The sequence below is a fragment of the Allobosea sp. 2KB_26 genome, assembly GCF_052115715.1.
In the GTDB taxonomy this organism is placed as follows: Bacteria; Pseudomonadota; Alphaproteobacteria; order Rhizobiales; family Beijerinckiaceae; genus Allobosea.
This window is the reverse complement of record NZ_JBFRHE010000003.1, coordinates 352,691-374,328: the sequence shown is the minus strand read 5'-3', so window position 1 is coordinate 374,328 and position 21,638 is coordinate 352,691. Positions and strand designations below refer to the sequence as shown.

Here is a 21,638-nt window from a genome sequence, read left to right as displayed (position 1 = left end):
AGCCCCCGCGACCCGACAGCGACAAGCTCAGCATAGTCCGGTGCAACTGTCGATTTTCAAAGCGGCTTCAGGGGATCCACGACGCGGCCCTTGATCCGGCCGGAGCCTTTGCAGCCCTGCCGGGAGCGTCAGTGCGTGCCCGCTTCAGGTCGTCCTCACCGCGTGGCAGCCCCGCTGCGACGTCATTCGATGACCTCGTCAGCCAGGGCGATCAGGGAATCGGGCAGGGTGAGACCGATCTGCCTTGCCGTCTTGAGGTTGAGCACGAGTTCGAACTCGGAGGATCGTTCAACCGGCAGTTCGGAGGGCTTGGCGCCCTTGAGGATGCGAGCGGCATAATAGGCCAGCCTCTTGAAGCTCTCCTCGAGGCGGGGACCAAAGGTCAGGAGCCCGCCGCTTCGGGCAAACATGCTCCAGCCGGATAGGGCCGGGATCCGGTGCTCCGAGGCGAACGCGGCAACCTGATTCCGGCTCGCCAGCATGACGCTGTCAGGCAGCACCACGAGGGCGTCCGGCGGATTCTTGGCAAGGCTCGCAAGAAGCTCGCTGACCTCCTGGACATTGCGGGTCGGCACCCACCGGAGCTCCATCCCGAGCCGGCGTGCCATGGCCTGGGACGCGGCAATCTCAAGATCGGCACCGGGATGGACGGGGTCGCCCATCAGCACGACCCTCCTGGCCTGTGGCGCAGCCATCCGCAGCAGATCCAGCCGCTTCTCATTCAACTCGATCGCCATGAAGCTGACACCGGTCAGGTTCCGGCTCGGGCGGGCCAGGCTGTCGGTGAGTTCAGCCGCGACGGGGTCGCCGCTGAAGCCATAGACGACAGGGATCTCGGTCACCCCCAGCAGGCCGAAGATGGCCGTGCCCTGGGAGATGATCACATCGGGCTTGAGGCCAACCAGCTCGTCGACGACGGCCGAGAGCCGTTCCGGCTTCCCGTCGGCCGAGCGGGCGAGGACTTCGACATCCCGGCCTTCGACATAGCCTTCGGCCGCAAGACCGCTCCGGAAGGCGCCAAGATAGCTCGCCACTTGAGCCAGCGGGAACACGGAGACCCAGCCGATCCGGGCGGGCTTGCGCGCCGCCTGCTGCGCCTGAGCGGAGCTGCCGAAGAGAACAAGACTGATCACCAGAACAAGGCTGACCAGGAGGATGGGGCTGAAGACGAGACGCCAGCTTGGCTTCATCGGTCCCTCCACAGGGCCTGTCGCTGCCGCGCTCGGCCAGTCCGAGCCCAGAGCAGAAGAGGCTCTCTCGTCGAAGGATATGCCGGACACGGGCGGCCCCTCATCATACGCTTCGATGCGCCATTGGATAGCAAGCTCCGCCGGGTGCCGCTCTGCGCGCCGCGGCATCATTCGCCCGCGTCGCGATAGCGCTGCTCGAACCGTCGCTCGTCGCTGTGCTGCGACCAGTCCTCGTCCGGGATCGGCTTCCAGAACAGCACGCGGATGAACAGCATCATCAGCGCACCCAGAAGGATCAGGGCGACAAAAGCGGCGATCAGATATTCCAGGATGGTCGGAGCCATCGCTCAGCCTCCAAGCGGCAGGTCGTGGGTGATGTCGGCGCGCAACGGCGCGAGCAGGCCGGCGGCTTGCGCATTCGCGCCCGTGATCGTGATGATCCGGAACGGCCCGCCGGCGGCGAGCCGGGTCGCCTCCGAGCAGGCCAGCGCGCCAAGGCGCGCGATCTGCTGCTGGTCGAAGCCGGCGCCGCGCAGCGCCGCATCAGCGCATTCGCCCTGGTCGCCGGTGATCTCGATGATTGCGAGCGCCATCCTGCGGATGCTGTTTTTGTCCGTGAGCGCACGGGCCTGCGCCCAGTTGCTGCGGAGATCGTCCAGCGCCTCGGCAAAACCCGGCCCGCGGCCATGGATGCAGTGGCCGGCCGCGATGCCCTGGGGGTAGAGCACGCCGCGCACGGCAGATTCATCCGGGTGCTCGGTGCTGACCGAGAGATCGGCCCAGGCCGCCGGCCCGGCTTCCCCCGCGATGCTGCGCAAGGCCTCCCTGATGGCGATCGGTGTCATCTGCGAATCCTCGGAAGCGGTGGGTTTGGAAAGGCTCGTCATGGCCATGGCGCTCACTCCGCGGCCTCAAGGCGCCGGGCGCGGCTGAAGTCGGCATAGGCTGCGGCGCGGGCGTCAGGGCTCGTCGCCTCGATCATCGCCTCATGCAGCTGGCTGAATTTCCGCAGCGCCTGGATCGCGATCCATTCCTGCGCCATGCCCCAGCGCCACTCCCCGGAGCGGACGGTCTTGCCGTCGCTGGTCATCGCCTGGAGATCGAAGAAGGTGGCGTCCGCGTCGGTGCCGATCACCAGCTCGTAAAATCCCTCCGACCGGTCGTCATGGCCGAGCTCCAGCGTCTCGATGCTGATGGGGAAGCTGCGGGCCATCTCAGGCCCCCGGCAGCGCGGTTGCGCGCCCGGTGCAGCACGGGGAGGCATGTTCCGCCGGCCGCCCGATGCGCGCCCCCGCGCCTTCCGTGCTTGCGAAGCTGATTTCGCTCATCCCCGTCATCCCGCTCTCCTCCGGGGAGGGCGCTGCCAACCCGATGGGTGGCGCGCCTCTCCGTTCGATGCAGGAACGATAACTTAAATTATCGTCCTGTCAATAATGAAAGTTATCGAAATCGCCCGGGGCGAGCCGTCGATCGAGACTCGACTTGTCCCCCGCCCTCTGGCTTAAATGAGAACGAAACAGGAACGAAAGGGATGTGTGATGAGCCTGGCCTATTCGGGAAGTGGTGAGCGGCCCGAACTGTCTTACGTCGCGTCGCTGGACATCCAATGCGAGGATTGCGGGCGCACGAAGCGGATGTGGCCGGGCGCGATCCAGGAGGTGATCGGGCAGGGGACGCGCACCCTGATGGGCCTCCACAACCGGCTCTCCTGCTCGGTCTGCCGCGAGCGCGGCGGGCTCGGCAAGAACATCAACCTCGTGCCGATTTTCAGGAGGAGCGCATGACTATTCCAGCGAACCGACTGCAGGCCATCCAGGATCGGACCACGGCCGGCGGCGCCCCGGCGCGCCCTACAACAGGATCGTTAGATACTGTTGTATGTGATTGTGATTGTGATTGGCATGCCTGGAGCATATGCCGGAGGCATGCCCCGGCCATGCCGCAGCATGTGCCCCGGCATATGCCGCAGCTATGCTGCAGCATCCCGCCGATCGATCAGACACCCCTCGCGTTTGCGCCGTTCTTCCGGGGCTTCGTGCTCGGGACGCTGGGCGTGTCCGGCGAGGCGCGAAACGCCATCCGTGAGCGCATCCGGAACAGCCTCAGTCTCGTGGGCGAGGATGCCAGCGGAGGGCTGAAGACGCCGACGGCACTGGCGCGGCTGCTGGAGATCAGGGCGGCGGCGGGGGCGTCGCTGGACATCCCATGCGAGGATTGCGGGCGCAGGAAGCGGATATGGCCGGGCGCGATCCAGGAGGGGATCGGGCAGGGCACGCGCATCCTGATGCGTCCCGACAACCGGCTCTCCTGCTCCTGCCGCGAGCGCAGCGGGCTCGGCAAGACCATCAATCTCGTGCCGACCTTCAGGAGGAGCGCATGAACTGCCATTGGACCGACGGGCTCGAGCAAGCCACGCAGTTCGTCATCTTCCCACCGCTCGGCCGCGAGGCGGAATTCGGAGCCGCCAAGCCACGCCTGCTCGCCCATCTCAAGGCGCGCTTCCCCGATTACAGCTTCGGCCTCACCGCGATCGCGATGGACGACGAGATCAGCATCCTGCCGGTCTGCGGAACCGTCGGTGACGATGCCAACGGCAGGCTGAAGAAGCCGCCGGCAATGGCGAGGATGCTGGAGATCAAGGCGGCGGTGGGGGCGTTTGATCCGGCGGGGGCGGGGCTGAGTTAAGGGGGGCGGGCAGTGGAGAGGTCTGGTTTATCTGAGACTCTTGAGGAACGGTGTCTGGTGGCCGGAGTTGGCCCGTTCCGGACCTCCAGGGAGTCTACTTTCGAGCAGTCTAGTCAGGGCCAAGAGTGGCCCTAACCTGACTCGCGGAAGATCCGCTTTCGGGCAGTCCAATTGGCGGCTTTGGGACGAGGCCGGAGCTGGCCCTTTGCGAACGCTCGGAAGGCCCGGTTACGGGATGCGCAGCCCTAGACGTTACACGCTTGTAGTATGGATTGGGGCTAGTTTATCGGATGATGGGGTAGGCAATTTTCAAGACTTTGCCGCTCAACGTGAGGCGCTAACGGGGGCGCGGCACCGGACCTTAGACGAGGAATGATGGCCGACAACTTCAATTACATCTCGTTCGGAAATCGAGCGTGGCTGGAGGACGATCAAGCCGTGCTCGAAATGGGCCGCGGCCGAATGTTCGAGCACACGCCAACGGATGTTGAACCGGGCTTGGCCGTGCTGGATGCTACGGCGCTCTCCTTTTTAGAAAAGCTGCCGACATTTCTCTGCAGTGAGATCGATACCGGGCCGGAAAAGCCGACGATGCTGGTCCGGTTCGGCTACATCCGCAACACCCGCGCAGAGAAGAAAACCGTCTCGACTGACTTCACCACCCAGGTGAATTTTGGCGAAGTCGAGTTTTCGAGCGTCGAAGGCGCACGTGATGCGTTCGGAATTGTCACCTCTCAGGTCTATCGAACTCATTGGGCAGTCCGGCCGGGAGACTACCGGGACATCCTTGTTCGGCTGGCCAAGCTTGCTCCTCGAGAGCAGGAAGCGGTCGAGCGGTTGCTGCGCGGTCCGCAAGGTCAGGGCGCCGAGCCCCCACCCCATCGAAAGAACAAGATCGGCGAAGCCGGCAGCGTCGAGGCCTTCCTCAAAATTCTGTTCGATGAGGAAAAGAGGCCCGAGACCGAGACATTCTATCGAGGTCATGAAGACGCGACATTCGAGCTGACGCCTTCGCTGCTGAGAAAATGGCCGAACGGCTCATGGAAGTTCATGCCGTCGGAGGACCGCCTCTGCAAAGAAGTGCTTATCGCCCACCATGAGGAGTTTCATGCCGATCAATACTGCTTCGATCGACTAGTGCGCATGCAGCACTACGGCCTTCCCACACGCTTGCTGGATATCTCGGGAAATCCTCTCGTCGCTCTCTTTTTCGCGTGTCACTCCAAAAAGGAGCTGATGGAGAAAAATGGCGAGGTCATCATTTTTCGGATCAAGCAAGGTAAGGTGAAATACTTCGATTCCGATACCGTCAGCTGCCTTGCGAACCTCTCGAACCTGACCCACGGGCAAAAGAGCCAGATCGACCTAAGCAAGGACGTTGCCGACTTCAATGATCAGGATGCCGTCCGCAAACTCCTTCACCACATCAAGGCGGAGAAAAGCTATTTCGAGGATTGCATAAAGCCTGACGATCTCGGCTCCGTCGTATGCGTGAAAGCGAAACGGACGAACTCCAGGATCAAGTCGCAGTCCGGCGCATTCCTCCTGTTCGGACATGAAGCCACGCTGCCCGAAGGAGGCAATGAGGGTATCGAGGTTGCTCGGATCACTGTCACAAACAAGGCTCACATTCTGGGCCAGCTCGACGCGATCAACATAAACGTCACGACGGTTTATCCGAGCATCGACCAGACCACCGTGCATCTTCGTGATGAACACCTGTTGCAACCGGTAGATTAAGCGCATGTGACCTGTTGGGGGGGCAAGCTATCGAAAGCCTCGTTGATAGCCTCGCGGCATGCAGTTCGAGAGGGTGGGCATCGGCGACTATAGCGGCAAGGCATTCCGCATCGCTCATATGGGCCATTTCAACGCTGCAAGCTTGCTGGGCAGGCTCGGCGCCGTCGAGATGGCGTCCAGACCAAGGAAATCGCGCACGGCACCGGCGGTAGCGAGCCTTGCGGCTGCTGCTAGCTGAATTCCACTTGCGTTGGATCATTCGGGAGGACCTGGAGGCCGTGATGCCAAGTCAGGTAACTGAGAAGCGAGTGAGCCAGCCGGCTTCGCGAAGCTTCTCGATGATGGCGTGCAAGCGTGATGGCAATCCGCGGCGATGGATTCGAAGCGAACCTATCAACACCCTTCCAATTCCAGCAGCAAAACGATCGAGAGTGGGGCATCTAAGCTCCGCCGATCGCGCTGGCGCAGTGAAGTCTTTAAATCTTATTAGGTTTTTTTGGACTGGAATGCGGGACGAATTGGAGGTTTTGGATTTATGCAGACTGAGTCTGACGAGCGCCGTTCCCAAGTTGTGATTTTTTCATTCGATAAGCCGGAAATGGGATGGAAGCCCCTCGACGCGGCGAAGCTATTTCTAGAAATTCAGACCTTTGCTATTCGTTTAGTGGAAATTCAGACACAAATTTCTGTTGGTTCTTATGTCAATGTCGATTATGGGAATCTGCTCGCAGAATCCACAGATTTCAGAGGCGATCTGGAAAATAAGATAAGCGGTATATCCGAATTCATTCGCGCCGTATCTCCTAAAAGTTTTGATACTGAGCTAATAGCGTTTCGATTTAACAGCCCTATCGATGTCGCATTAAAATTTGGAACCGCTATATCTCAAAAGACTCTTAAAACAATCATGTCGGCACATGATTATCTGCTCCACCGGGAGGCAACTAGCCGATTAAAGCATGCGCAAGCCGCATCGGCAGAGCAGGATACCCTGGCCAAAAAGCTACAAAACCTGAAGACTGCAATTAAACTTCATCAGGGTATTCAAAATGCTGATCTTCAGAAGAAATTTGAGGAGTCGATGCTAAATGCGCTGCTGCCGCTCACTCGGGAGGACGTTCCCAATCTAAAAATGATCGAGCTCAGAGATCCGGCAATGAATCCGCCGGATACTTGATCGTGCCGCCAAGCGCTTGCGCCGGAATAGTGCTTGTCGAATTGTAGCGCGGCCGATCGGAGAAGGCTGGCTATCAAATAATCGTTAGGAACATCCGGCCAAGGAGCGTTTGGTCATCTGCCCATGTTGCTCTTGATGTCTCGCATCGTCGCGGTGTGGGAATAGAACTAGCGCAACGCTACTATCCCATAGAGCTAAGCGATAAGGACGCTTCTGCTGCGTGTGTCCCAGGATCCTGCAATTGCGTCGGGCGGCCGTTGGGCAATTTCGAGCGGCTGTATCGGAAGGGATAATTTAGCCAGCCATCGGCCGCTGAAGTTCTCCACTAGGAGGCGACTATCCAAGCATCCAGGGCGATGAGATCGGCTCTGATCGCGGCCACCGCTTCCGTAAGGCGAGCGTCGAAGATAGCCTCGACCGATTCCCGGACTTGGTCCGGCGACGCTCTCTCTGAGGTCCGCATGGCTCTGCTCCAGGTTTCACATCGCTGCCCGCATTGCCGCGAGCTCAAGGATTTTGTGATTTCGCAAGCAAGCGAGAACCGAGAACGCCCGATCAATGACGACCTGCCGCCGCTGTGGACTGAATTCACTCGGAGGACTGGGGGCCTTTCGCGCGGTGGCCTAAGGCCAAGCGAAAGCGCCACCGAGTTTGTTGCTCTGTCTCGCTGCCCGAACTGCGGCCATGCCGTACTGTTCGTGATGCTGACGGATTCGCTCGAATTCGTTTATCGGCTCCAGAATTTTAACCTGGAGCGCCATCGCGAAGATCGGATTCCTGCGAAGGCGTTTCACGTTCTGGTCAGCTACCCGCGACCAGTGCAGTTCGACGCACACCCGTCCTGGCCCGAAAAGATCCAGGCTCCCTTCATTGAGCTCCAGGAAGACGTAGTCCGCGGCCGTACGGCCGGTCGGATCATCGCCGGATGTCGCTCAATCCTCGACGTGGCTACCAAGGACCTTCTGCGAAAATACCGGCCCGACGATCCGGATCCCGAACGGCCGAATGGCAAGCGGCCAAAGGAAGACATCTTCACCCGAGTGAACGCCCTGGCCGAGCTAGGCTTGCTGACAGGCGCGCTCGGCGAATGGGCACACAAGCTTCGCAAGCTAGGCGCCGACGCCACCCACGATCTTGACGGGGACCCTGACGAGGCCAAGCAGTTCGTCGAGTTCCTGAAGCTCTTCCTGCACGTCGCCTATGAGCTGCCTCAGGCGATCAAAGATCAGTGGCCGGATGCGCCTGACCCTGACCCCCTCGAGGCTCTTGCCAGGCTCACGGGCGCTGCATCGAGATAGGAGGTGCGAACAGCAAATGAGCATTGAGCAACCGGGGCCTGGGGTCGTCAGCGAAGTGGCTTGTGCAAAGCCTTTTCGCGCGCGCGAATTCAGATTTCCCGGCTCCGATGCAAGCGACAGTTGCGCAAGGTCAGGGCGGCGAGAATGGGCCTCGCGGAGATGAAACGTGCCCCCTAGCTGAGGTGTGACGCGGACCTCTGAGGCCGCCTGTCTAAACAAAGGGGAACGCTATGGCCCACTACCTCATCACCTACGACACGAACGGCTTCCAGTCCGAGTTCGCAACCACTCTCGCCGAGAAGGGATGGGACGATCACTATACCAACGCAAGCGGCGAAGAGCGCCGGCTTCCTAATACGACCTTTGTGAGCCAGAAGTACAATGATCAGGCTAGCGCGGTTGCCTCGGTGGCTGCGGCCCGGGACAAGATCAAGGCCGACCATGGCCAACGATTTGCCGTCACGCACTTTGCGATCGGCCAATACTTGTCTAGCCAGGGCGGCGAGTTGCGGGACAAGCAGACCAAGTCCGCGCCGACCAAGAAGTAGCACCCTCAGCCGAAGGGCGGCGGCTCCTGCGGCTGTCGCGCCTTCGCCTCGCACTCGGCGGGCCAGGCGTCGAGTGTCACCTTGCGTATCCACACGCGGCGGCCGCTCTTGACCAAAGGCATGCCTTCGGTGCGCACCCTATATCGAGCGGCCTCGGTGCCGATCCCGATGTGAGCAGCGATGGCATCGTAGCCGTGCAGGATGCCAGCCTCGTTGTCGCTTTCCATGTTGCGTCCTTGTCGCGTCCGCTCGCCGCCGAGGCGAAACGTTGCTGAGCGTTCTTCAACGAAATCAGAGGGTTGAGGAACGCCACACAACCCTCATGTTGCCAAAGAAAAACCGCCCCGAAATGCGGTTTTTCATTAGCGTTCTCAATGGCTTATGCTGACACCGAATTATAATAGTCCTCCGGCATATGCCCCGGCAATGCAGCAGCATATGCAGCAGCAGCCCTGCGATTGATCAGACCCCGGTCGCGTTCGCTGCTGGAGATCAGGGCGGCGGTGCGGGCGTTGCTGGAGATCCCATGCGAGGATTGCGGGCGCACGAAGCGGATGTGGCCGGGCGCGATCCAGGAGGTGATCGGGCAAGGGACGCGCACCCTGATGGGCCTGCACAACCGGTTCTCCTGCTCGGTCTGCCGCGAGCGCGGCGGGCTCGGCACGACCACCACCCTCGTGCCGACCGTCAGGAGGAGCGCATGAACCGCCATTGGAGCGACGGGCTCGAGCACACCACGCAGTTCGTCATCTTCCCTCCGCTCGGCCGGGAGGCGGAGTTCGGCGCGGCCAAGCCACGCTTGCTCGCTCATCTCAAGGCGCGCTTCCCCGATTACAGCTTCGGTCTCACCGCAGTCGCCATGGATGACGAGATCAGCATCCTGCCGGTCTGCGGAACCGTGGGCGACGATGCCAACGGCAGGCTGAAGAAGCCGCCGGTGCCGGCGAGGATGCAGGAGATCAAGGCGGTGATGGGGGCGTTCGATCCGGGGTGGGCGGGGCTGAGTTAGGGGCGCGGGGAGCCGAGGTTCGCGCTCCTCTGCCCATCTCCTGTCAGCGGTGGAGGCTACGGAATCCAAGTGTTTCCCGTTCCGTGCCGCAACGGCTTCCGACAAAGCCTGTCGTGGAGTGCCGATCTAGGCCGCAATGCGCGGAACTGACGACAGAAGCTGGTCTCTTGCTGAAGTTTGGGCCGTTTGCTGGAGGTGACCTCATCCAGCGGACAAAAATGTGCACTGCGATGAAGTTGTGGAGTGCTCCATATCTCAAGCTAAGCCGGTCTCACGGCGCCATTGCTCCACAGGCAGCCCTTCGAGCAGCGAGCCAACAATTACCTTGCTGCTCCGGGATTTGGAGATCCATAAAACGGCATGAGATGCCGGCGATGCTGCCTATCGTTCAGGGCGGCAAACCAAGGCTCCCACAAGCGGTTCTGGGCGTTTTTTATCAATCCAGCATAGTCAACGTCAGACCATAAATTAGCCCAGAGCGAACCACGATGCTGCGCCAAAACGAAATCAATCGCGCATATGGGGTCAAGAGGAGGCGTGGCGATCCGTGGCGCAGGGGATTGCATCAAACCCGTCAGCGGTACATCCGGATCGAAGAGTGATTCAGTGAGGCACTCGCCCGGTAGAAAGCCAGCGATTGCTGCGAACTCGTCTTGCGCATGACCGCCTCGCTGATAATGGATCCAAGGATGTGGATCGGCAGAGGGCTGTCCGAAGTAGTGAGTATCAACCCGCCAATGATCCTCAACCGATACGGTCCTGCTACCATATGTTACGACGCCACTAACCCGAACTTGCATGTCTGCTTTACGGAGGCGGTCTAGCGGGTCGTTGTTGAAGCGGACGAACCCGTTGGTCTCTTCCCAAAGTTCGTAAACGATCGAGACGGTTGCGGCGGACAGCTTTGCACCGGTTGGGTGCAGGCCTTGATTCGTAGGGCAGGGAACCGGAATGTTGCGCAACCGCATGCGCCGGTAGCGCCTATTGTTATCCGGGTCGGTTAGCATCTGCGTCGCCGCTGCCTTGGCGCCGCTCGTTTCAGACCGAAGCGCGGCGCCGGTGTGTACGGTTTCCGAGCGGGCCTCCAATCTGATCGCAAGGCGTTCGAGCTCGGTAAACGCACTGGACCACCAAATAGGCAGGCTCATCTGATTACTCTGGCTAGTTCGTCAGGGTCGACGCGAGCATCGCCTCGCATCATCGCTGCGACGTCGGGAGCGGCCTGCTCCGGATCGATCCAAGGATCCTGAGGTACGCGTTGAAGGAGCGTGAGCGCACGTGCCGGGTCGATGGGTCTCAACTCCCCCCTGCGCCGAGACAAAGCGCACAAGCGCCAGTATGCCGCTGACGGCTCAAGATGTACTAGTTCTGCGCCAGTTGCGGCACGAAGCTTCTCAACGCGCTCACGAGACGTCCGTTGGTGGAGATACTCATCCTGATCATGCGTCAGCCAATAGGCGTTTATGCCGCGCGCCCACCATCGTGTGAAGCCATTAGCGCCGAGGCCGTTGTACTTGGCCCCAGCGAGGGAATCGCGAATGATAGGCCATCCTGGGGAATTAGCCCGATCAATGCCCATCCGGACAGCCATGACCTCCTCGCCAACCAGCAATCCTTCAGGAAGCAAGAACGTGCGAACGAAGGTTCCCGCCGCGACGTGTGTCGTGGAGGTATCTGCCAGCCCGAGCCTTAGTTTCTGCCAAAGGCGTACATCGCCCCACACTTCGAATTGATCGAAATCGAGGCCGCAGGCTTGAGCGAACTGGGCCAAATCGGCAGGCGGTGAGGCACTCAAGCCGTCGTAGACGGAACGGACCGCGGTCGCCTGTTCGGCGACCGCCCGTAGGTTGCCGCGGGCATAATCCTTGGACACTAGCAAATCGAATAGATCGTCGCTGGCGGGGTCGTCGCCAATGTATTCGCGGACAGGGTCAGGGTTCGCGAATCGAAAAATAGGGTAATCTGGTACCTTTTCCTTTTTGTTCTTTTGCCGTGCTCTGACATTCTGCGCCAGTCCGAGCCCTGTCCCGATAACTTTGCCATCGCTCGACAAATCAACGTCTACGAAGACGCCCGCGATATCTTGTCTATTCCCTCGAAGAAGATCGTTTTGGGCGTCGGCGGCCTGCGCCGCTTTCCAAACGTACCCCTCTACTGGGAATGCACGCTCGAAACTAGCGGCAAAGGTTTCAGCATCTCTGAGCTGATCATCGACAATCATCCAGACTCGGGCGTCAGCCATTCTCAGCCTCTTCGTCGGGAAGGAGTATCTCAAATGTGGTCGCGAATCCGGTAGCGGGATCGACCACCGCGACCTCGCCGCCAAGCTTTTCGATGATCTGACTTAGAATCCATAGGCCGAGCCCGGTGCCGATGGCATGTCGCAATTCAGAAGCAATTGCTGGAGCAGCCGTTTGCGTCGTTACGAACGGTTCGAAGATCTGCTCCCGAAGCTCCTCTGCTACTCCATCGCCCGAGTCCGAGAATCGAAGCGCCAGCCGTTTGTTGGACTCTCGCTTCGCTTCAATGAGTATCTCTCGCTTGCCACCGTTCCGCTTGATTGCCTTGATCGAGTTGGTCAGCAGATTCAGCAGAATTGACGACAGTTCAGCTTCGTGGATGGGGGCGGTAAATAGTGGGTCTAAGTCCGGAACTCGGGAGCTGACGATGATATCTTGCCGATCGGTGATCGGCTTAACGCCGCGCACGAAATCCAGGACGGCTAGTTTAAGACTTACGGGTGTTCGAGTGCGAAGGTTCCGCGATGCCATCGCTTCGCTGAAGTAACCGGTGAATGCCTCCACCCGTTCGCGTGCGCTGTCGGCACGTGCGGCAGCTTCCGCTACTGCCTCATTCTCTTTAGATGCATTTCGGGCGAACTCGATTATGGCGTCCATGTCCAAGCCGAAGGCCTGAAACGTCATTCTGATCTCGTGTGTGAATTCGGAGCTGGCGAGGCCGATGCTCGCCAGAAATCTCAGCATTTCGGCTTCTTGTACGAGCGCCTGCTCGCCCTGGACTAGGTCCTGCTCAATTTCCCGCAGGCTCTCGACGATTGCCTTCGATGGCGGATGGGGCCGCGCCTCTACATTGACGATCAAGCTGGCGAGTTTCTCTATGCTGCGCTCGACAATGCCGCCCGCAGTCGGCTTTGACTTGGTCTGGCGGGAAGCGGGAGAGCCGATCCGCCCGCGATCAGCTGCTATGGTATTGACTGCAGAGATTAGGACGGTTGGCAGAAGTCGGCGAAGTTCCTCAAACTCCGGTGTATCGACTAGTCCCTCTCGCGAAGTCCGTTCCTCAAAATGTGTGCCGTCAGAGTCCTGAATCTCTACGACACCGAAGAAGTTGCGGTTGGCCACTGGCGCTAACGTCTCACTCCGTCGCGCATATAGATTGTTGAGATTTAACCAATCGTCGTCTGGATCGCCGTACGGCGCTACGCGAAAGCCGTTTCTATAGAGGCGAACGCCCCCAAACTCACCAAGCAGGGCCCGAATGCGCGAGAAGACGAGTGCTGGCAGCGTCTCCGCTGAAAGAACGAAATAGTACGCACGCATTTGGGCGCTACGGAGATGTTCATACCTCTGCACCGGGCCTGAGGCATGATAAATCGCCGACCAGTCCCGGTCGGGCCCGAATTTATTCTTGGTAATACGCCATTCGGCGAGACCTTTTGCATCGACACGCGCATCGATAATCGCAGTAGCGTGAACTTGGATTTGTGACTGAAGGTCCGCAATGACCGTGTCTTCCAGGAGTTCTCCGCCACGGCGGAATTGAACGTCGAATCCAGGATCTGCGTGTCGATCACCGGCGACTGGAGCGACGGGAAATGGTTGAAGGATTCCACTCAGGTTCATAAGGCAGCGGCGCAGTTGCGCGTCCGTCCAGCCGTCGCGCAGGCCTTCGATACGAAGTGAGGTCCCTCGTGCTCGTGCCGGCGCGCCGCTCACTGCTACCTGAACGCTGCTCAACTCGCGGCCCGCGGCGAAGTCGTCCCAATTTATGTCCAGCTTCAGACCCGGAGCGTCGTCTTCGACCTGGGTGACCAACTCAAGAGAGCTGCCCAGCCGTTCAGTCGCAAAACGCCCGATGCCCTTGCGACCAGCACGTTTTCGCCCGAAGATTGTAGAGCGAGGTTGCTCGACCTTTGCATTGCTCGCGATCCGCAGGAACCCCCGTACGAGCTCCTCCTTCGACATCCCGGTGCCGTTATCGGTAATCACCAAGGCGGTTGCGCGAGATCCCTGCGTCTCGAGCAACACGTCTACTTGTGTGGCATCGGCGTCGTAAGCATTTTTCACGAGTTCGGTCAGTGCGGTTTCCTGCCGTCCGACCAGTTCGCGGCCAAGGCGCGCGATGACGCCTGCATCGGCACTGAAGCTGTGGCTCTCAGACACGCGTGCCTCTTCTGCTCTTATCAGCGTGGGAGCCGCGCATCTCGCGCCGTCTCATCAAGCTAACCTTCATTTGCGATTGCGCCTCACGCCAACCCGGACCGTAGAACTCTGGAAGGATCGCGGCATCGGCCAATTCGCGGGCCGTGTCGAAGGCACCGGCTTTCAATGCGGTGTCGATACGCGCGAAAACGGCAGCCGAAATCGGAGCCGTGGGCAACAGTAACTGTACCCGACGGGCATCTTTGATCTCGAACTTGAGGACGCCGCCACCGTAAATTCGTCCGATCGTCTCTGCGTGCAATTGGCTGTAGGTGCTTAGGAGAGACACACATGCTGTACGGTGTTCTTCTATGTTCCGAGAGTAAAAAGTCACCTTGTGAAGGGTGTTTGTCGCGGCGATCTTCGGTCCGACTAAGGCCAAGCGAGGGCCCGTGTGGTTCATGTAGGTGAGGACAGCGTCGAACGCGGGACCGAGCTGCACTTTCCACCATGGTGTCCGCTTGTTGAACCACGCAGTGCTGCGACGTCTCGCCTTTCCGACTTGAGCGAGATGCGATCGGACAGCGTTGCCACGCTCACCCAGCTCTTCAGGGCTAAAAAGTAAAGTGCGTTCGCCCCGATCGGCCAGTGACTGCAGATCATCGGCGCTGACGGAAATGCCGCGTACGTGGCGAGCGCGCGCCACCGCGAGTGTAAAGTCGGTTGGCTTGTGGCCTGCTTCTTCAATATCCGTTTGACGGAGTAGGAATACGTCGTTTGCCCCAGTTACGGAGCCGATTTCAATTTTTGCCAAATCGCCCAGGGTTGTATGCGCTGCTAGGAGAACATCCCCTGACCCCGCCCCCTTTGAAGCAATTAATCCTTGCGTGGTCGCGCAGCGACGAAGAACGGTGGCTGCCTCACCCCGACGATATCCTGAAGCCAATAAGACGCATGCTCTCTCCTGCGCCGCGCCCTCCCACGCAATAGCTCCGTCGATCGCAACGATCTCAACTACCCCGAATGTGGTTCGAAGATATTCGAGCACATACTGAGCATAGTCAGCGAACTCAACGGCACCGGGCACGATAAACGCGAGCCGTCCTCCCGGGCGCAAATGTGGCAAGCACGCGAGCAAAAAATAGACCCAGAGCCCAGAGGCGCCGCGCACGACGCTCTGAATCTCCTTCCTGCTGCGCAGACCCCGCTTCGCGTTCTGAGAAAGCTGGTGATTCCTTGTGAACGGCGGATTGGCAATGACGAGATCGTAAGTAGGCTTGGCTGGGACATCAAAGAAATCAGCCTGGCTTATATGCACCCTCGGGTCCGACCTGAAGCGGTCAAGCCGACATACAGTCGCCTCATCGATCTCATAGCCGGTAACGGTGCCGTCACCGACCTGCTTAAAACGTGCGAGTACAGCGTCAACAAGCGCGCCAGAACCGACACTCGGCTCTAAAATTTCCATGCCCGGTTGATCAATAGCCCATTGTGTGAAGAGGGCGGCGAGATCTGCGGGGGTGTAGAAGGCCCCCAGCGCTTTTCTCGCTTCAAACTGCACGCCGTCCCCCCCCATTATCGCTCAATCACCATAGGTCGCGCCGCCAGCGGTGAGCAAGGCGATGGAGAAGATGCGTTGTGCGCAATGTGGATGGTTTCCTGAAGCCGGCCCCCGTGTGACCTGCCATGGCCCGCGGAGGTCGGTTCCGTGCCCCTTTCGGGCCTCGATCTTGCCGTTGTGGGTGACGTGCGAGTGCCGGCTCGGCGATGATCTCGTGCAAGATGATCCATGTGTCGGGCGAAGCTGACGCTGCGCCTGCTGGAGACCGACCTGCCCATCCCGCCGCACAATTTCTGCGCGATGGGGTGGAGCAACGTCTCCGCCGACGCATGCGGCCATCTCGCCAAACGCGCGGGCGAGATCCCGGCCCAAGACTCCTGATCCGCGAAACGCTCCCCATCCCTGAAACCAGACCAATTCGAATATCGATATACGCGCCCGCGCTGTGCTCATAGTATCGGCGGGAGAGCAGAGTCGGCTCGTCAGCGAGCGGGGTGTCGGCGTGAAGACAGGTCTTACCCGCAGAACCGTCCTCCAGGCCGCCGCGGCCGGCGTCGCCATCAGGATTTCGCTGCTGTCGTCTGCCACCCGGGCGGAGCTGATCGAGACGCCGCCGCATCCCGGAGCCGATTGGCTTGGCCCCGGCGGCAAGCCGAAATACCGGCTCGACGCCATCGCCAAGGTCACCGGCGGCAAGACTTTTACGCGCGATTACCGCGCCCGCGACCTCGCAGGCTGGCCGAAGGAGCAGGCGCATGCCTTCATGCTCCATGCGACTCGGGTCGACCGCGTCTTCGACAGCGTCGATCTCAGCCTGCTCGGCGACGATCTCAAGCCGGATCGGCTGGTGCTGCACGAGGACCTCGTCGCCGACGGCGTCGCGATCCCGGTGCCCGGCTTCTATGGCGATGTCTTCTTCGTCCCCAAGGGTGAGACCGCGCGCCTGCTCGGCCAGCCGGTCGCGCTGCTGATCTATCACGATTTTGCCCGCTATGACGCGGCCAAGCGCAGGCTGCGCTTCAACGACACAGTCGTGCGCTACGGCGCGGAGGGCCCGTCGACCACGCCCGGCCCTTACGGTGCGGCGCGCTATGTCCGGATCGACGGCGGAAGCCCCGAGGCCGAAGACCGCTATTCCGCGCTCAAGGACACGACGATTCGCACCGGCTTCAAGGGCGATGAGCCGCAATGGCCCGCCGCCGGGGACGGGGACGCCATGGCGCGCGGCATGGCGGCCGCGGCCGAGATCGAGCGCGAGATCGCCAATGCCGGTGACGACGTGCTGGTGCTGCGGCGCTCCTTTACCAGCCAGTCGGCCGATGCCTCGGCCATGGAGGCCGATAATGGCAATGTCTGGTACGAGCGCGCGACCGGCATCCTGCATGCCCTAATCGCCACGCAATCCCCGCACGAGGTCGCCGAGATGGCGGCCCATATGGTGTCGAAGTCGAGATTCCCGCTGAACAGCATCGATCTCAAGATCGGCTACACCGTCGGCTACGGCACCAAGGACCACGCGATCTTTCCGTTCTACTGCGTGCTTGCCGGCCTTTACGCTGAAGGGCGGCCGGTGCGGCTCGCCAATGACCGTTACGAGCAGTTCCAGACCGCGCTGAAGCGCCATGCCTTCGAGATGGACAAGGTCATGGTCATCGACCGCAAGACCGGACAATTCCGGGCGATGACCGGGCGCTATCGCAACGATGGCGGCGGGCGCGAGAATTTTTCGGTCTCGGTCGGCACGGTCGGCGCGACGGCGGCGCAGTCGATCTATTACCTGCCGAAGAGCGATTTCTCCGCGACGATCCTGTCGTCGCGCGCCGTCGATGCCGGCTCGATGCGCGGCTACGGCACCTTGCAGACCATGGCGGCGACCGAGATGATGGTCGACGAGGCGGCCGAGGCGCTCGGCCTCAATGCCATGGAGTTCCGGCGGCGCAATGCGCTGAAATCGGGCATGAAGAACTCGCAGGGCGCGATCCCCTCAGGCGCGCTGCGGCATGACGAGATCCTGGCGCGGGCGGAAAGGCACCCGCTCTGGGCCGGGCGACAGCAGCGCAAGGCCGCTTTCGAGGCCGCCAATCCCGGCAAGAAATACGGCGTCGGCTACGGCCATGTGCACAAGGATTACGGCACCGGCGCCGAAGCGGCGCTCTGTGCGCTGGCATTCGATTCCAGCGGCCGCCTTAAGCTCTCGCATGTCGCCCACGAGATCGGCACCGGCGCCACGACCTCGCAGGCTGTGATGGCCGCCGGCATCCTCGGCCGGCAACCCGACGAGACCGAATTCGGCAAGGTGCGCTGGCCGCAGATGCCGCTCGAGACCAGCGACGAGCCCTATACGCTCTCCCAGGAGGAGGAGGACCGGCGCATGGTGAACCCGCGCTGGACGCCGAGTTTCACCTCGCCGATGAGCGCCTCCAACAGCGTCTACTATCTCGGCCATGCGACGCGCGAGGCGGCCCGCGCCCTTGTCGACCTCGCGATCTGGCCCGCCGCGCGCTCGCTCTGGTCGCGCGGCATCGGCGGCGGCCAGCTGGCGCCGGAGGCGGTGCGTCGCGAGGACCTGCGCATCGTTGGCGGCAGGATCAACGCGGCCGCGATGCAGCCCCTGTCCTTTGCCGAGGTCGCGGCCGAGGCGCACCGGCTCGGCCTCGTCACCGGCGTCACCGTGCACAGCTTCAACCGCTGGCAATGGGCCGAAGCGGAGTTCGAACTGCCGGGCGCCGGGCGCCGCCGCTTCGCCATCGATGCGCTGGCGGTCCAATATGGCCAGGGAGCACCGGCCGAGCGCAAGGCCATGATGACGGAAGGGGGCTGGCATTTCGTCGAGCGGGCCTCGGTTTCCTACCCGCCGACGCAGCGCAACAATGCCGGCGTCACCTATTACGCGCCGATGGCGACGCTCGCCGAGATCACCGTCGATACCGGCAGTGGCGAGGTCCGCCTGCTCTCGCATCACTCCATCCTCGAATGCGGCAACCAGATCGTGCCGGAACTGGTCTCCGGCCAGATCCAGGGCGGGCTCGCCATGGGCATCGGCCACGCCCTGAAGGAGTATCTGCCGCTCTACGAGGACGGGCCGGGCAACGGCACCTGGAACTGGAACCGCTACGAGCTGCCGACCTCCAGGGATGTCGCGGTCTGGTCGCAGACGGCCGAAATCCTGCCGCCGCTCTCGGAGACCGATCCGCCCAAGGGCATGGCCGAGGTGGTGATGATCGCGGTCGTGCCGGCGATCGTGAACGCGGTCGCCCACGCCATCGGCAAGCGCTTCTACAGCCTGCCGATCACGCCCGAAAAGATCCGAGAGGCGCTGGCATGAGCATCGCGACCCGCACGCTCTCCCTGACCATCAACGACGAGGCCGTCGGTCCCATCGACGTGCCGGAGACGATGATGATGCAGGATTTCCTCTACGAGTATCTCAACCTGACCGGCTCGCGCATGGGCTGCGGCCAGGGCATCTGCCATGCCTGCACCGTGATCGTCGAGAAGGGCGACGGCTCACTCGAGGAGATGCGCACCTGCATCACCGGCGCCCACTGGTTCGCCGGGCGCAAGGTGAGGACGGTGGAGGGGCATGCCAGGCGCGACGCCGCTGGCGCGATCACGCAGCTCTCGCCGGTCCAGCAGGCCTTCATCGAGCATTTCTCCTTCCAATGCGGCTACTGCACCCCCGGCTTCGTCACCGGTGCCACCGTGCTGCTCGACCAGCTGAAGCGTAACCCGGTCCGGCGCGAGGCGCTGGAGGGGGTGATCAGCGAGGCGCTCGACCGGCATATCTGCCGCTGCACCGGCTATGTCCGCTATTTCGAGGCGGTGCGCGATCTCGTCCTCCGGACACCCGGCTTGGTGAAGGCGTAGCGCGCATGGCGAGGAAGCTGCTTCTGGCCGTCCTGGCGGTCGCCTTCATCGGTGCGCTCGCAGCAGGAGCCGTCTTCCTCGGCCTGTTGGAGCGCAGCGTCGTGTCCCGGGAGATCGAGCAGCCGCTGACGCCTGAGCAGATGAAAGCGCTCGTCAAGCGCGGCGCCTATGTCGCCGTCGCCGCCGATTGCTATGCCTGCCATGTCACCAAGGGCGGCGCGCCCTGGGCCGGCGGGCTGCCCTTCGAGACGCCGTTCGGGACGATCTACTCCACCAATATCTCGCCCGACAAGGAGCATGGCATCGGCGCCTGGACGCGCGCAGAGTTCCACCGCGCGGTGCGTGACGGTGTCGGCAAGAACGGCCATCTCTATCCGGCGATGCCCTACGCCTCCTATCGCAAGCTGACGGCGGGGGATGTCGACGCGGTCTACGCCTACCTGATGAGCCGCGAGCCGATGAAGGTGGTAAACCGCGTCAACCATCTGCCTTTCCCCACGAATATCCGCCGGGGGCTGACCTTCTGGAACCTCGTCAACCTGTCGAGCGACACCAGGACGGAGGTGGCCGGGCGTTCGGAGGTCTGGAACCGCGGCCGCTACCTCACCGACGCGCTCGCCCATTGCGGCGAATGCCATACGCCGCGCAACCTGACGATGGGCATGAAGGAGAGCGCCTATCTCCAGGGCGCGGAGCTGGAAGGCGTGGTCGCGCCCGACATCACCAAGGCCGGGCTGACGCGCATGGGTTTTGATCCGCTGGTCTTCGCAAGCTTCATGAAATCGGGCATCTCGGCGCAGGGCGCCATGACCAACCAGATGTTCGAGGTCGTGCATTTCTCGACGCAATATCTGAGCACTGATGACCTTGCGGCGATGTCGGCCTATCTGTTCGACCTCGACACACTGCCGGAGCGCGCGACCCCGCCGGCGCCGCCACAGCCGGTTGCGGTTCCGGCCGCCACCGCAGCTTCTGCCCGCTCTACCTATCTCGCCGTCTGCGCCAGCTGCCATGGCGTCGATGGCGAAGGCATCCCGCATGTCGTGGTGCCGCTGGCGACCAACGCCTCGCTGCGCCTGGCGGATGCGCGCAACCTGAACCGGGTCATCCTCTCCGGCATCCCGGCCCAGCGCTTCCCCGGGCTCGAGCGGATGCAGCCCATGCCGGGCTTTGCCGCGCAGCTCACCGACCAGGAGGTCGCCGACCTCTCCAACTGGTTGCGGGCGAACTGGGGCGGCCAGAAGCCGACCGTGACAGTGGACGAGGTAAGGCGGCTGCGCTGATCGGTCAGCGGGGTGCAGGGATGGTCGCCCTGTCGCGAAAGGCTTAGAGCATCGGCCCGAAAAGTGGATTGCGGTTTTCGGGGAAAGCCGATGCAAACACAGGAGGTTAGATCATCGGACTGGATACGATATCCGGTCCGGTGATCTAGACTGTTTCGCCGGAATGAGGCGCGGGCTCGGGGCCGAGCCTGCGCAATCTGCGGGCGACGAACCGGGCGTATAGGCCGAGGCGGGCAGCGGTCCTCAGCGAGTTGGCTTGGCTCCGAGCCCCCGCAGCGCATAGGCGATGACCTGTCCGATCTCGGGCCTCGCATGCTCCGCGCTCAGCGCCATCATCGTCGGGTGCATGAAGCAGACCATGGTCGTCTTCACACAGGCTGCGCCGGCTGCCGCATCCTCGATGCTGAAATCGCCTGAAGCCTGGCCGTCCTCGACGATTGTCCTGATCATGCCTTCGACGCGCTGGATGTAGCGAAGACAGACGCCCCAGCTTTCAGCCATCGCGTCCTCGACCATGTCGTTCACGCGGCTATTGGTCATGAAATGCCGCTCGCTGAGCTCGGAGAGCGCAAGCAGGAAGGCGGCAAGACGCTCGGAAGGGGACGATTGTCCGGCGGCGATCACCGCGAGCTCGTCGCCAATCTGACCCAGCAGAAGCTCGGCGACGGCCTCGTTGATGGCCCTCTTGCTGTCAAAGAAGCGGTAGACATGGGCCGGGCTCTTGCCGAGTTCGGCCGCGATCTCGGCGACCGTGGTCTTCTGGTAGCCAATGGTCGTGAAGAGCCGCCGGGCGACCGCGAGAATCTCCTGCAGCGGCTCGATGTTGTCCTGCCGGCGGCTCGCGTTCTCGCTCTGGGCAGTCACGCGCGCCGTGTAACGGGATGGATGTGTCACCAAG

23 protein-coding genes and 1 pseudogene are annotated in these 21,638 nt (G+C 61.7%); 14 read left to right on the top strand and 10 right to left on the bottom strand.

The window, feature by feature from the left end:
- Positions 1–182 precede the first annotated feature (182 nt).
- From AB4099_RS12535 to AB4099_RS12520, 4 genes are all read right to left on the bottom strand, one after another.
- Positions 183–1,190, bottom strand: coding sequence for an ABC transporter substrate-binding protein (locus AB4099_RS12535; RefSeq protein ID WP_441478329.1), 1,008 nt, complete (start codon positions 1,188–1,190; stop codon positions 183–185).
- 167 nt (positions 1,191–1,357) lie between these two features.
- Complete coding sequence (locus AB4099_RS12530; RefSeq protein WP_162768430.1) at positions 1,358–1,534, bottom strand: hypothetical protein; 177 nt, start codon at positions 1,532–1,534, stop codon at positions 1,358–1,360.
- A 3-nt stretch (positions 1,535–1,537) separates the two neighbouring features.
- Positions 1,538–2,035: a hypothetical protein gene (locus AB4099_RS12525; protein ID WP_441478328.1), complete on the bottom strand. Its 498-nt coding sequence runs from the start codon at positions 2,033–2,035 to the stop codon at positions 1,538–1,540.
- A 53-nt stretch (positions 2,036–2,088) separates the two neighbouring features.
- Positions 2,089–2,403 (bottom strand): hypothetical protein, encoded by a 315-nt coding sequence (locus AB4099_RS12520; RefSeq protein ID WP_441478327.1) that lies wholly within the window; start codon positions 2,401–2,403, stop codon positions 2,089–2,091.
- Between the two features lie 325 nt (positions 2,404–2,728).
- Here AB4099_RS12520 and AB4099_RS12515 point away from each other — a divergent pair, with 325 nt between their 5' ends.
- The 8 genes and pseudogenes from AB4099_RS12515 to AB4099_RS12480 all read left to right on the top strand — a co-directional run bounded on the left by AB4099_RS12515 (position 2,729) and on the right by AB4099_RS12480 (position 8,638).
- A complete protein-coding gene (locus AB4099_RS12515) occupies positions 2,729–2,974 on the top strand; it encodes a hypothetical protein (RefSeq protein WP_113518228.1) in 246 nt (81 codons plus the stop codon).
- A 152-nt stretch (positions 2,975–3,126) separates the two neighbouring features.
- On the top strand, positions 3,127–3,570 hold the full coding sequence (locus AB4099_RS12510; protein ID WP_441478326.1) for a hypothetical protein: 444 nt from the start codon (positions 3,127–3,129) through the stop codon (positions 3,568–3,570).
- Positions 3,567–3,875 (top strand): hypothetical protein, encoded by a 309-nt coding sequence (locus AB4099_RS12505; protein ID WP_441478325.1) that lies wholly within the window; start codon positions 3,567–3,569, stop codon positions 3,873–3,875. Before AB4099_RS12510 ends, AB4099_RS12505 begins: the two co-directional genes overlap by 4 nt.
- Before the next feature lie 375 nt (positions 3,876–4,250).
- Entirely contained in the window at positions 4,251–5,615 is a 1,365-nt protein-coding gene (locus tag AB4099_RS12500) for an FRG domain-containing protein (RefSeq protein WP_441478324.1), read from the top strand.
- A gap of 76 nt (positions 5,616–5,691) precedes the next feature.
- Positions 5,692–5,849, top strand: a pseudogene (locus AB4099_RS12495) (aminotransferase); the annotation flags it as partial.
- 301 nt (positions 5,850–6,150) lie between these two features.
- Entirely contained in the window at positions 6,151–6,792 is a 642-nt protein-coding gene (locus AB4099_RS12490) for a hypothetical protein (protein WP_441478323.1), read from the top strand.
- A 461-nt stretch (positions 6,793–7,253) separates the two neighbouring features.
- Positions 7,254–8,090 carry a DUF4145 domain-containing protein gene (locus AB4099_RS12485; protein WP_441478322.1) on the top strand — a complete coding sequence of 279 codons (837 nt, stop codon included), beginning with the start codon at positions 7,254–7,256 and terminating at the stop codon, positions 8,088–8,090.
- 230 nt (positions 8,091–8,320) lie between these two features.
- Positions 8,321–8,638: a hypothetical protein gene (locus tag AB4099_RS12480; protein WP_441478321.1), complete on the top strand. Its 318-nt coding sequence runs from the start codon at positions 8,321–8,323 to the stop codon at positions 8,636–8,638.
- Positions 8,639–8,643: 5 nt separating this feature from the next.
- On the opposite strand, the gene AB4099_RS12475 is transcribed toward AB4099_RS12480, so the two are convergent.
- Complete coding sequence (locus tag AB4099_RS12475) at positions 8,644–8,865, bottom strand: hypothetical protein (RefSeq protein WP_441478320.1); 222 nt, start codon at positions 8,863–8,865, stop codon at positions 8,644–8,646.
- 231 nt (positions 8,866–9,096) lie between these two features.
- Here AB4099_RS12475 and AB4099_RS12470 point away from each other — a divergent pair, with 231 nt between their 5' ends.
- Together AB4099_RS12470 and AB4099_RS12465 are read left to right on the top strand one after the other, a co-directional pair.
- Positions 9,097–9,342, top strand: a complete 246-nt coding sequence (locus AB4099_RS12470) for a hypothetical protein (RefSeq protein WP_441478319.1) — start codon at positions 9,097–9,099, stop codon at positions 9,340–9,342.
- Positions 9,339–9,647 (top strand): hypothetical protein, encoded by a 309-nt coding sequence (locus AB4099_RS12465; protein WP_441478318.1) that lies wholly within the window; start codon positions 9,339–9,341, stop codon positions 9,645–9,647. The genes AB4099_RS12470 and AB4099_RS12465 overlap by 4 nt, the downstream gene beginning before the upstream one ends.
- Before the next feature lie 320 nt (positions 9,648–9,967).
- Here AB4099_RS12465 and AB4099_RS12460 read toward each other — a convergent pair whose 3' ends face one another.
- The 4 genes from AB4099_RS12460 to AB4099_RS12445 are packed head-to-tail and all read right to left on the bottom strand — an operon-like array spanning position 9,968 to position 15,590.
- Positions 9,968–10,795 carry a hypothetical protein gene (locus AB4099_RS12460; protein WP_441478317.1) on the bottom strand — a complete coding sequence of 276 codons (828 nt, stop codon included), beginning with the start codon at positions 10,793–10,795 and terminating at the stop codon, positions 9,968–9,970.
- Entirely contained in the window at positions 10,792–11,889 is a 1,098-nt protein-coding gene (locus AB4099_RS12455) for a hypothetical protein (RefSeq protein ID WP_441478316.1), read from the bottom strand. The genes AB4099_RS12460 and AB4099_RS12455 overlap by 4 nt, the downstream gene beginning before the upstream one ends.
- Complete coding sequence (locus tag AB4099_RS12450) at positions 11,882–14,050, bottom strand: ATP-binding protein (protein ID WP_441478315.1); 2,169 nt, start codon at positions 14,048–14,050, stop codon at positions 11,882–11,884. The genes AB4099_RS12455 and AB4099_RS12450 overlap by 8 nt, the downstream gene beginning before the upstream one ends.
- Positions 14,043–15,590, bottom strand: coding sequence for an N-6 DNA methylase (locus tag AB4099_RS12445; RefSeq protein ID WP_441478314.1), 1,548 nt, complete (start codon positions 15,588–15,590; stop codon positions 14,043–14,045). The genes AB4099_RS12450 and AB4099_RS12445 overlap by 8 nt, the downstream gene beginning before the upstream one ends.
- Before the next feature lie 228 nt (positions 15,591–15,818).
- On the opposite strand from AB4099_RS12445, the gene AB4099_RS12440 reads away from it, so the two are divergent.
- From AB4099_RS12440 to AB4099_RS12425, 4 genes are all read left to right on the top strand, one after another.
- Complete coding sequence (locus AB4099_RS12440) at positions 15,819–15,971, top strand: hypothetical protein (protein WP_441478313.1); 153 nt, start codon at positions 15,819–15,821, stop codon at positions 15,969–15,971.
- 121 nt (positions 15,972–16,092) lie between these two features.
- A complete protein-coding gene (locus tag AB4099_RS12435; protein WP_441478312.1) occupies positions 16,093–18,915 on the top strand; it encodes a xanthine dehydrogenase family protein molybdopterin-binding subunit in 2,823 nt (940 codons plus the stop codon).
- Positions 18,912–19,457, top strand: a complete 546-nt coding sequence (locus AB4099_RS12430) for a (2Fe-2S)-binding protein (protein WP_441478311.1) — start codon at positions 18,912–18,914, stop codon at positions 19,455–19,457. The genes AB4099_RS12435 and AB4099_RS12430 overlap by 4 nt, the downstream gene beginning before the upstream one ends.
- Positions 19,458–19,462: 5 nt before the next feature.
- Entirely contained in the window at positions 19,463–20,740 is a 1,278-nt protein-coding gene (locus AB4099_RS12425; protein WP_441478310.1) for a c-type cytochrome, read from the top strand.
- 243 nt (positions 20,741–20,983) lie between these two features.
- On the opposite strand, the gene AB4099_RS12420 is transcribed toward AB4099_RS12425, so the two are convergent.
- The gene (locus AB4099_RS12420; protein WP_441478309.1) at positions 20,984–21,634 is read right to left on the bottom strand and encodes a TetR/AcrR family transcriptional regulator; all 651 of its coding nucleotides are present in this window, start codon (positions 21,632–21,634) and stop codon (positions 20,984–20,986) included.
- Positions 21,635–21,638: the final 4 nt, after the last annotated feature.

Excerpts from the sequence above, each read along its gene's own strand:
- AB4099_RS12520 (WP_441478327.1), bottom strand. The coding sequence starts at position 2,403 with ATGGCCCGCAGCTTCCCCATCAGCATCGAGACGCTGGAGCTCGGCCAT.
- AB4099_RS12485 (WP_441478322.1), top strand. The coding sequence starts at position 7,254 with ATGGCTCTGCTCCAGGTTTCACATCGCTGCCCGCATTGCCGCGAGCTC.
- AB4099_RS12515 (WP_113518228.1), top strand. The coding sequence starts at position 2,729 with ATGAGCCTGGCCTATTCGGGAAGTGGTGAGCGGCCCGAACTGTCTTAC.
- AB4099_RS12465 (WP_441478318.1), top strand. The coding sequence starts at position 9,339 with ATGAACCGCCATTGGAGCGACGGGCTCGAGCACACCACGCAGTTCGTC.
- AB4099_RS12480 (WP_441478321.1), top strand. The coding sequence starts at position 8,321 with ATGGCCCACTACCTCATCACCTACGACACGAACGGCTTCCAGTCCGAG.
- AB4099_RS12535 (WP_441478329.1), bottom strand. The coding sequence starts at position 1,190 with ATGAAGCCAAGCTGGCGTCTCGTCTTCAGCCCCATCCTCCTGGTCAGC.
- AB4099_RS12430 (WP_441478311.1), top strand. The coding sequence starts at position 18,912 with ATGAGCATCGCGACCCGCACGCTCTCCCTGACCATCAACGACGAGGCC.
- AB4099_RS12500 (WP_441478324.1), top strand. The coding sequence starts at position 4,251 with ATGGCCGACAACTTCAATTACATCTCGTTCGGAAATCGAGCGTGGCTG.
- AB4099_RS12425 (WP_441478310.1), top strand. The coding sequence starts at position 19,463 with ATGGCGAGGAAGCTGCTTCTGGCCGTCCTGGCGGTCGCCTTCATCGGT.
- AB4099_RS12475 (WP_441478320.1), bottom strand. The coding sequence starts at position 8,865 with ATGGAAAGCGACAACGAGGCTGGCATCCTGCACGGCTACGATGCCATC.
- AB4099_RS12510 (WP_441478326.1), top strand. The coding sequence starts at position 3,127 with ATGCCGCAGCATGTGCCCCGGCATATGCCGCAGCTATGCTGCAGCATC.
- AB4099_RS12490 (WP_441478323.1), top strand. The coding sequence starts at position 6,151 with ATGCAGACTGAGTCTGACGAGCGCCGTTCCCAAGTTGTGATTTTTTCA.
- AB4099_RS12460 (WP_441478317.1), bottom strand. The coding sequence starts at position 10,795 with ATGAGCCTGCCTATTTGGTGGTCCAGTGCGTTTACCGAGCTCGAACGC.
- AB4099_RS12440 (WP_441478313.1), top strand. The coding sequence starts at position 15,819 with ATGTGTCGGGCGAAGCTGACGCTGCGCCTGCTGGAGACCGACCTGCCC.
- AB4099_RS12530 (WP_162768430.1), bottom strand. The coding sequence starts at position 1,534 with ATGGCTCCGACCATCCTGGAATATCTGATCGCCGCTTTTGTCGCCCTG.
- AB4099_RS12525 (WP_441478328.1), bottom strand. The coding sequence starts at position 2,035 with ATGACACCGATCGCCATCAGGGAGGCCTTGCGCAGCATCGCGGGGGAA.
- AB4099_RS12455 (WP_441478316.1), bottom strand. The coding sequence starts at position 11,889 with ATGGCTGACGCCCGAGTCTGGATGATTGTCGATGATCAGCTCAGAGAT.
- AB4099_RS12505 (WP_441478325.1), top strand. The coding sequence starts at position 3,567 with ATGAACTGCCATTGGACCGACGGGCTCGAGCAAGCCACGCAGTTCGTC.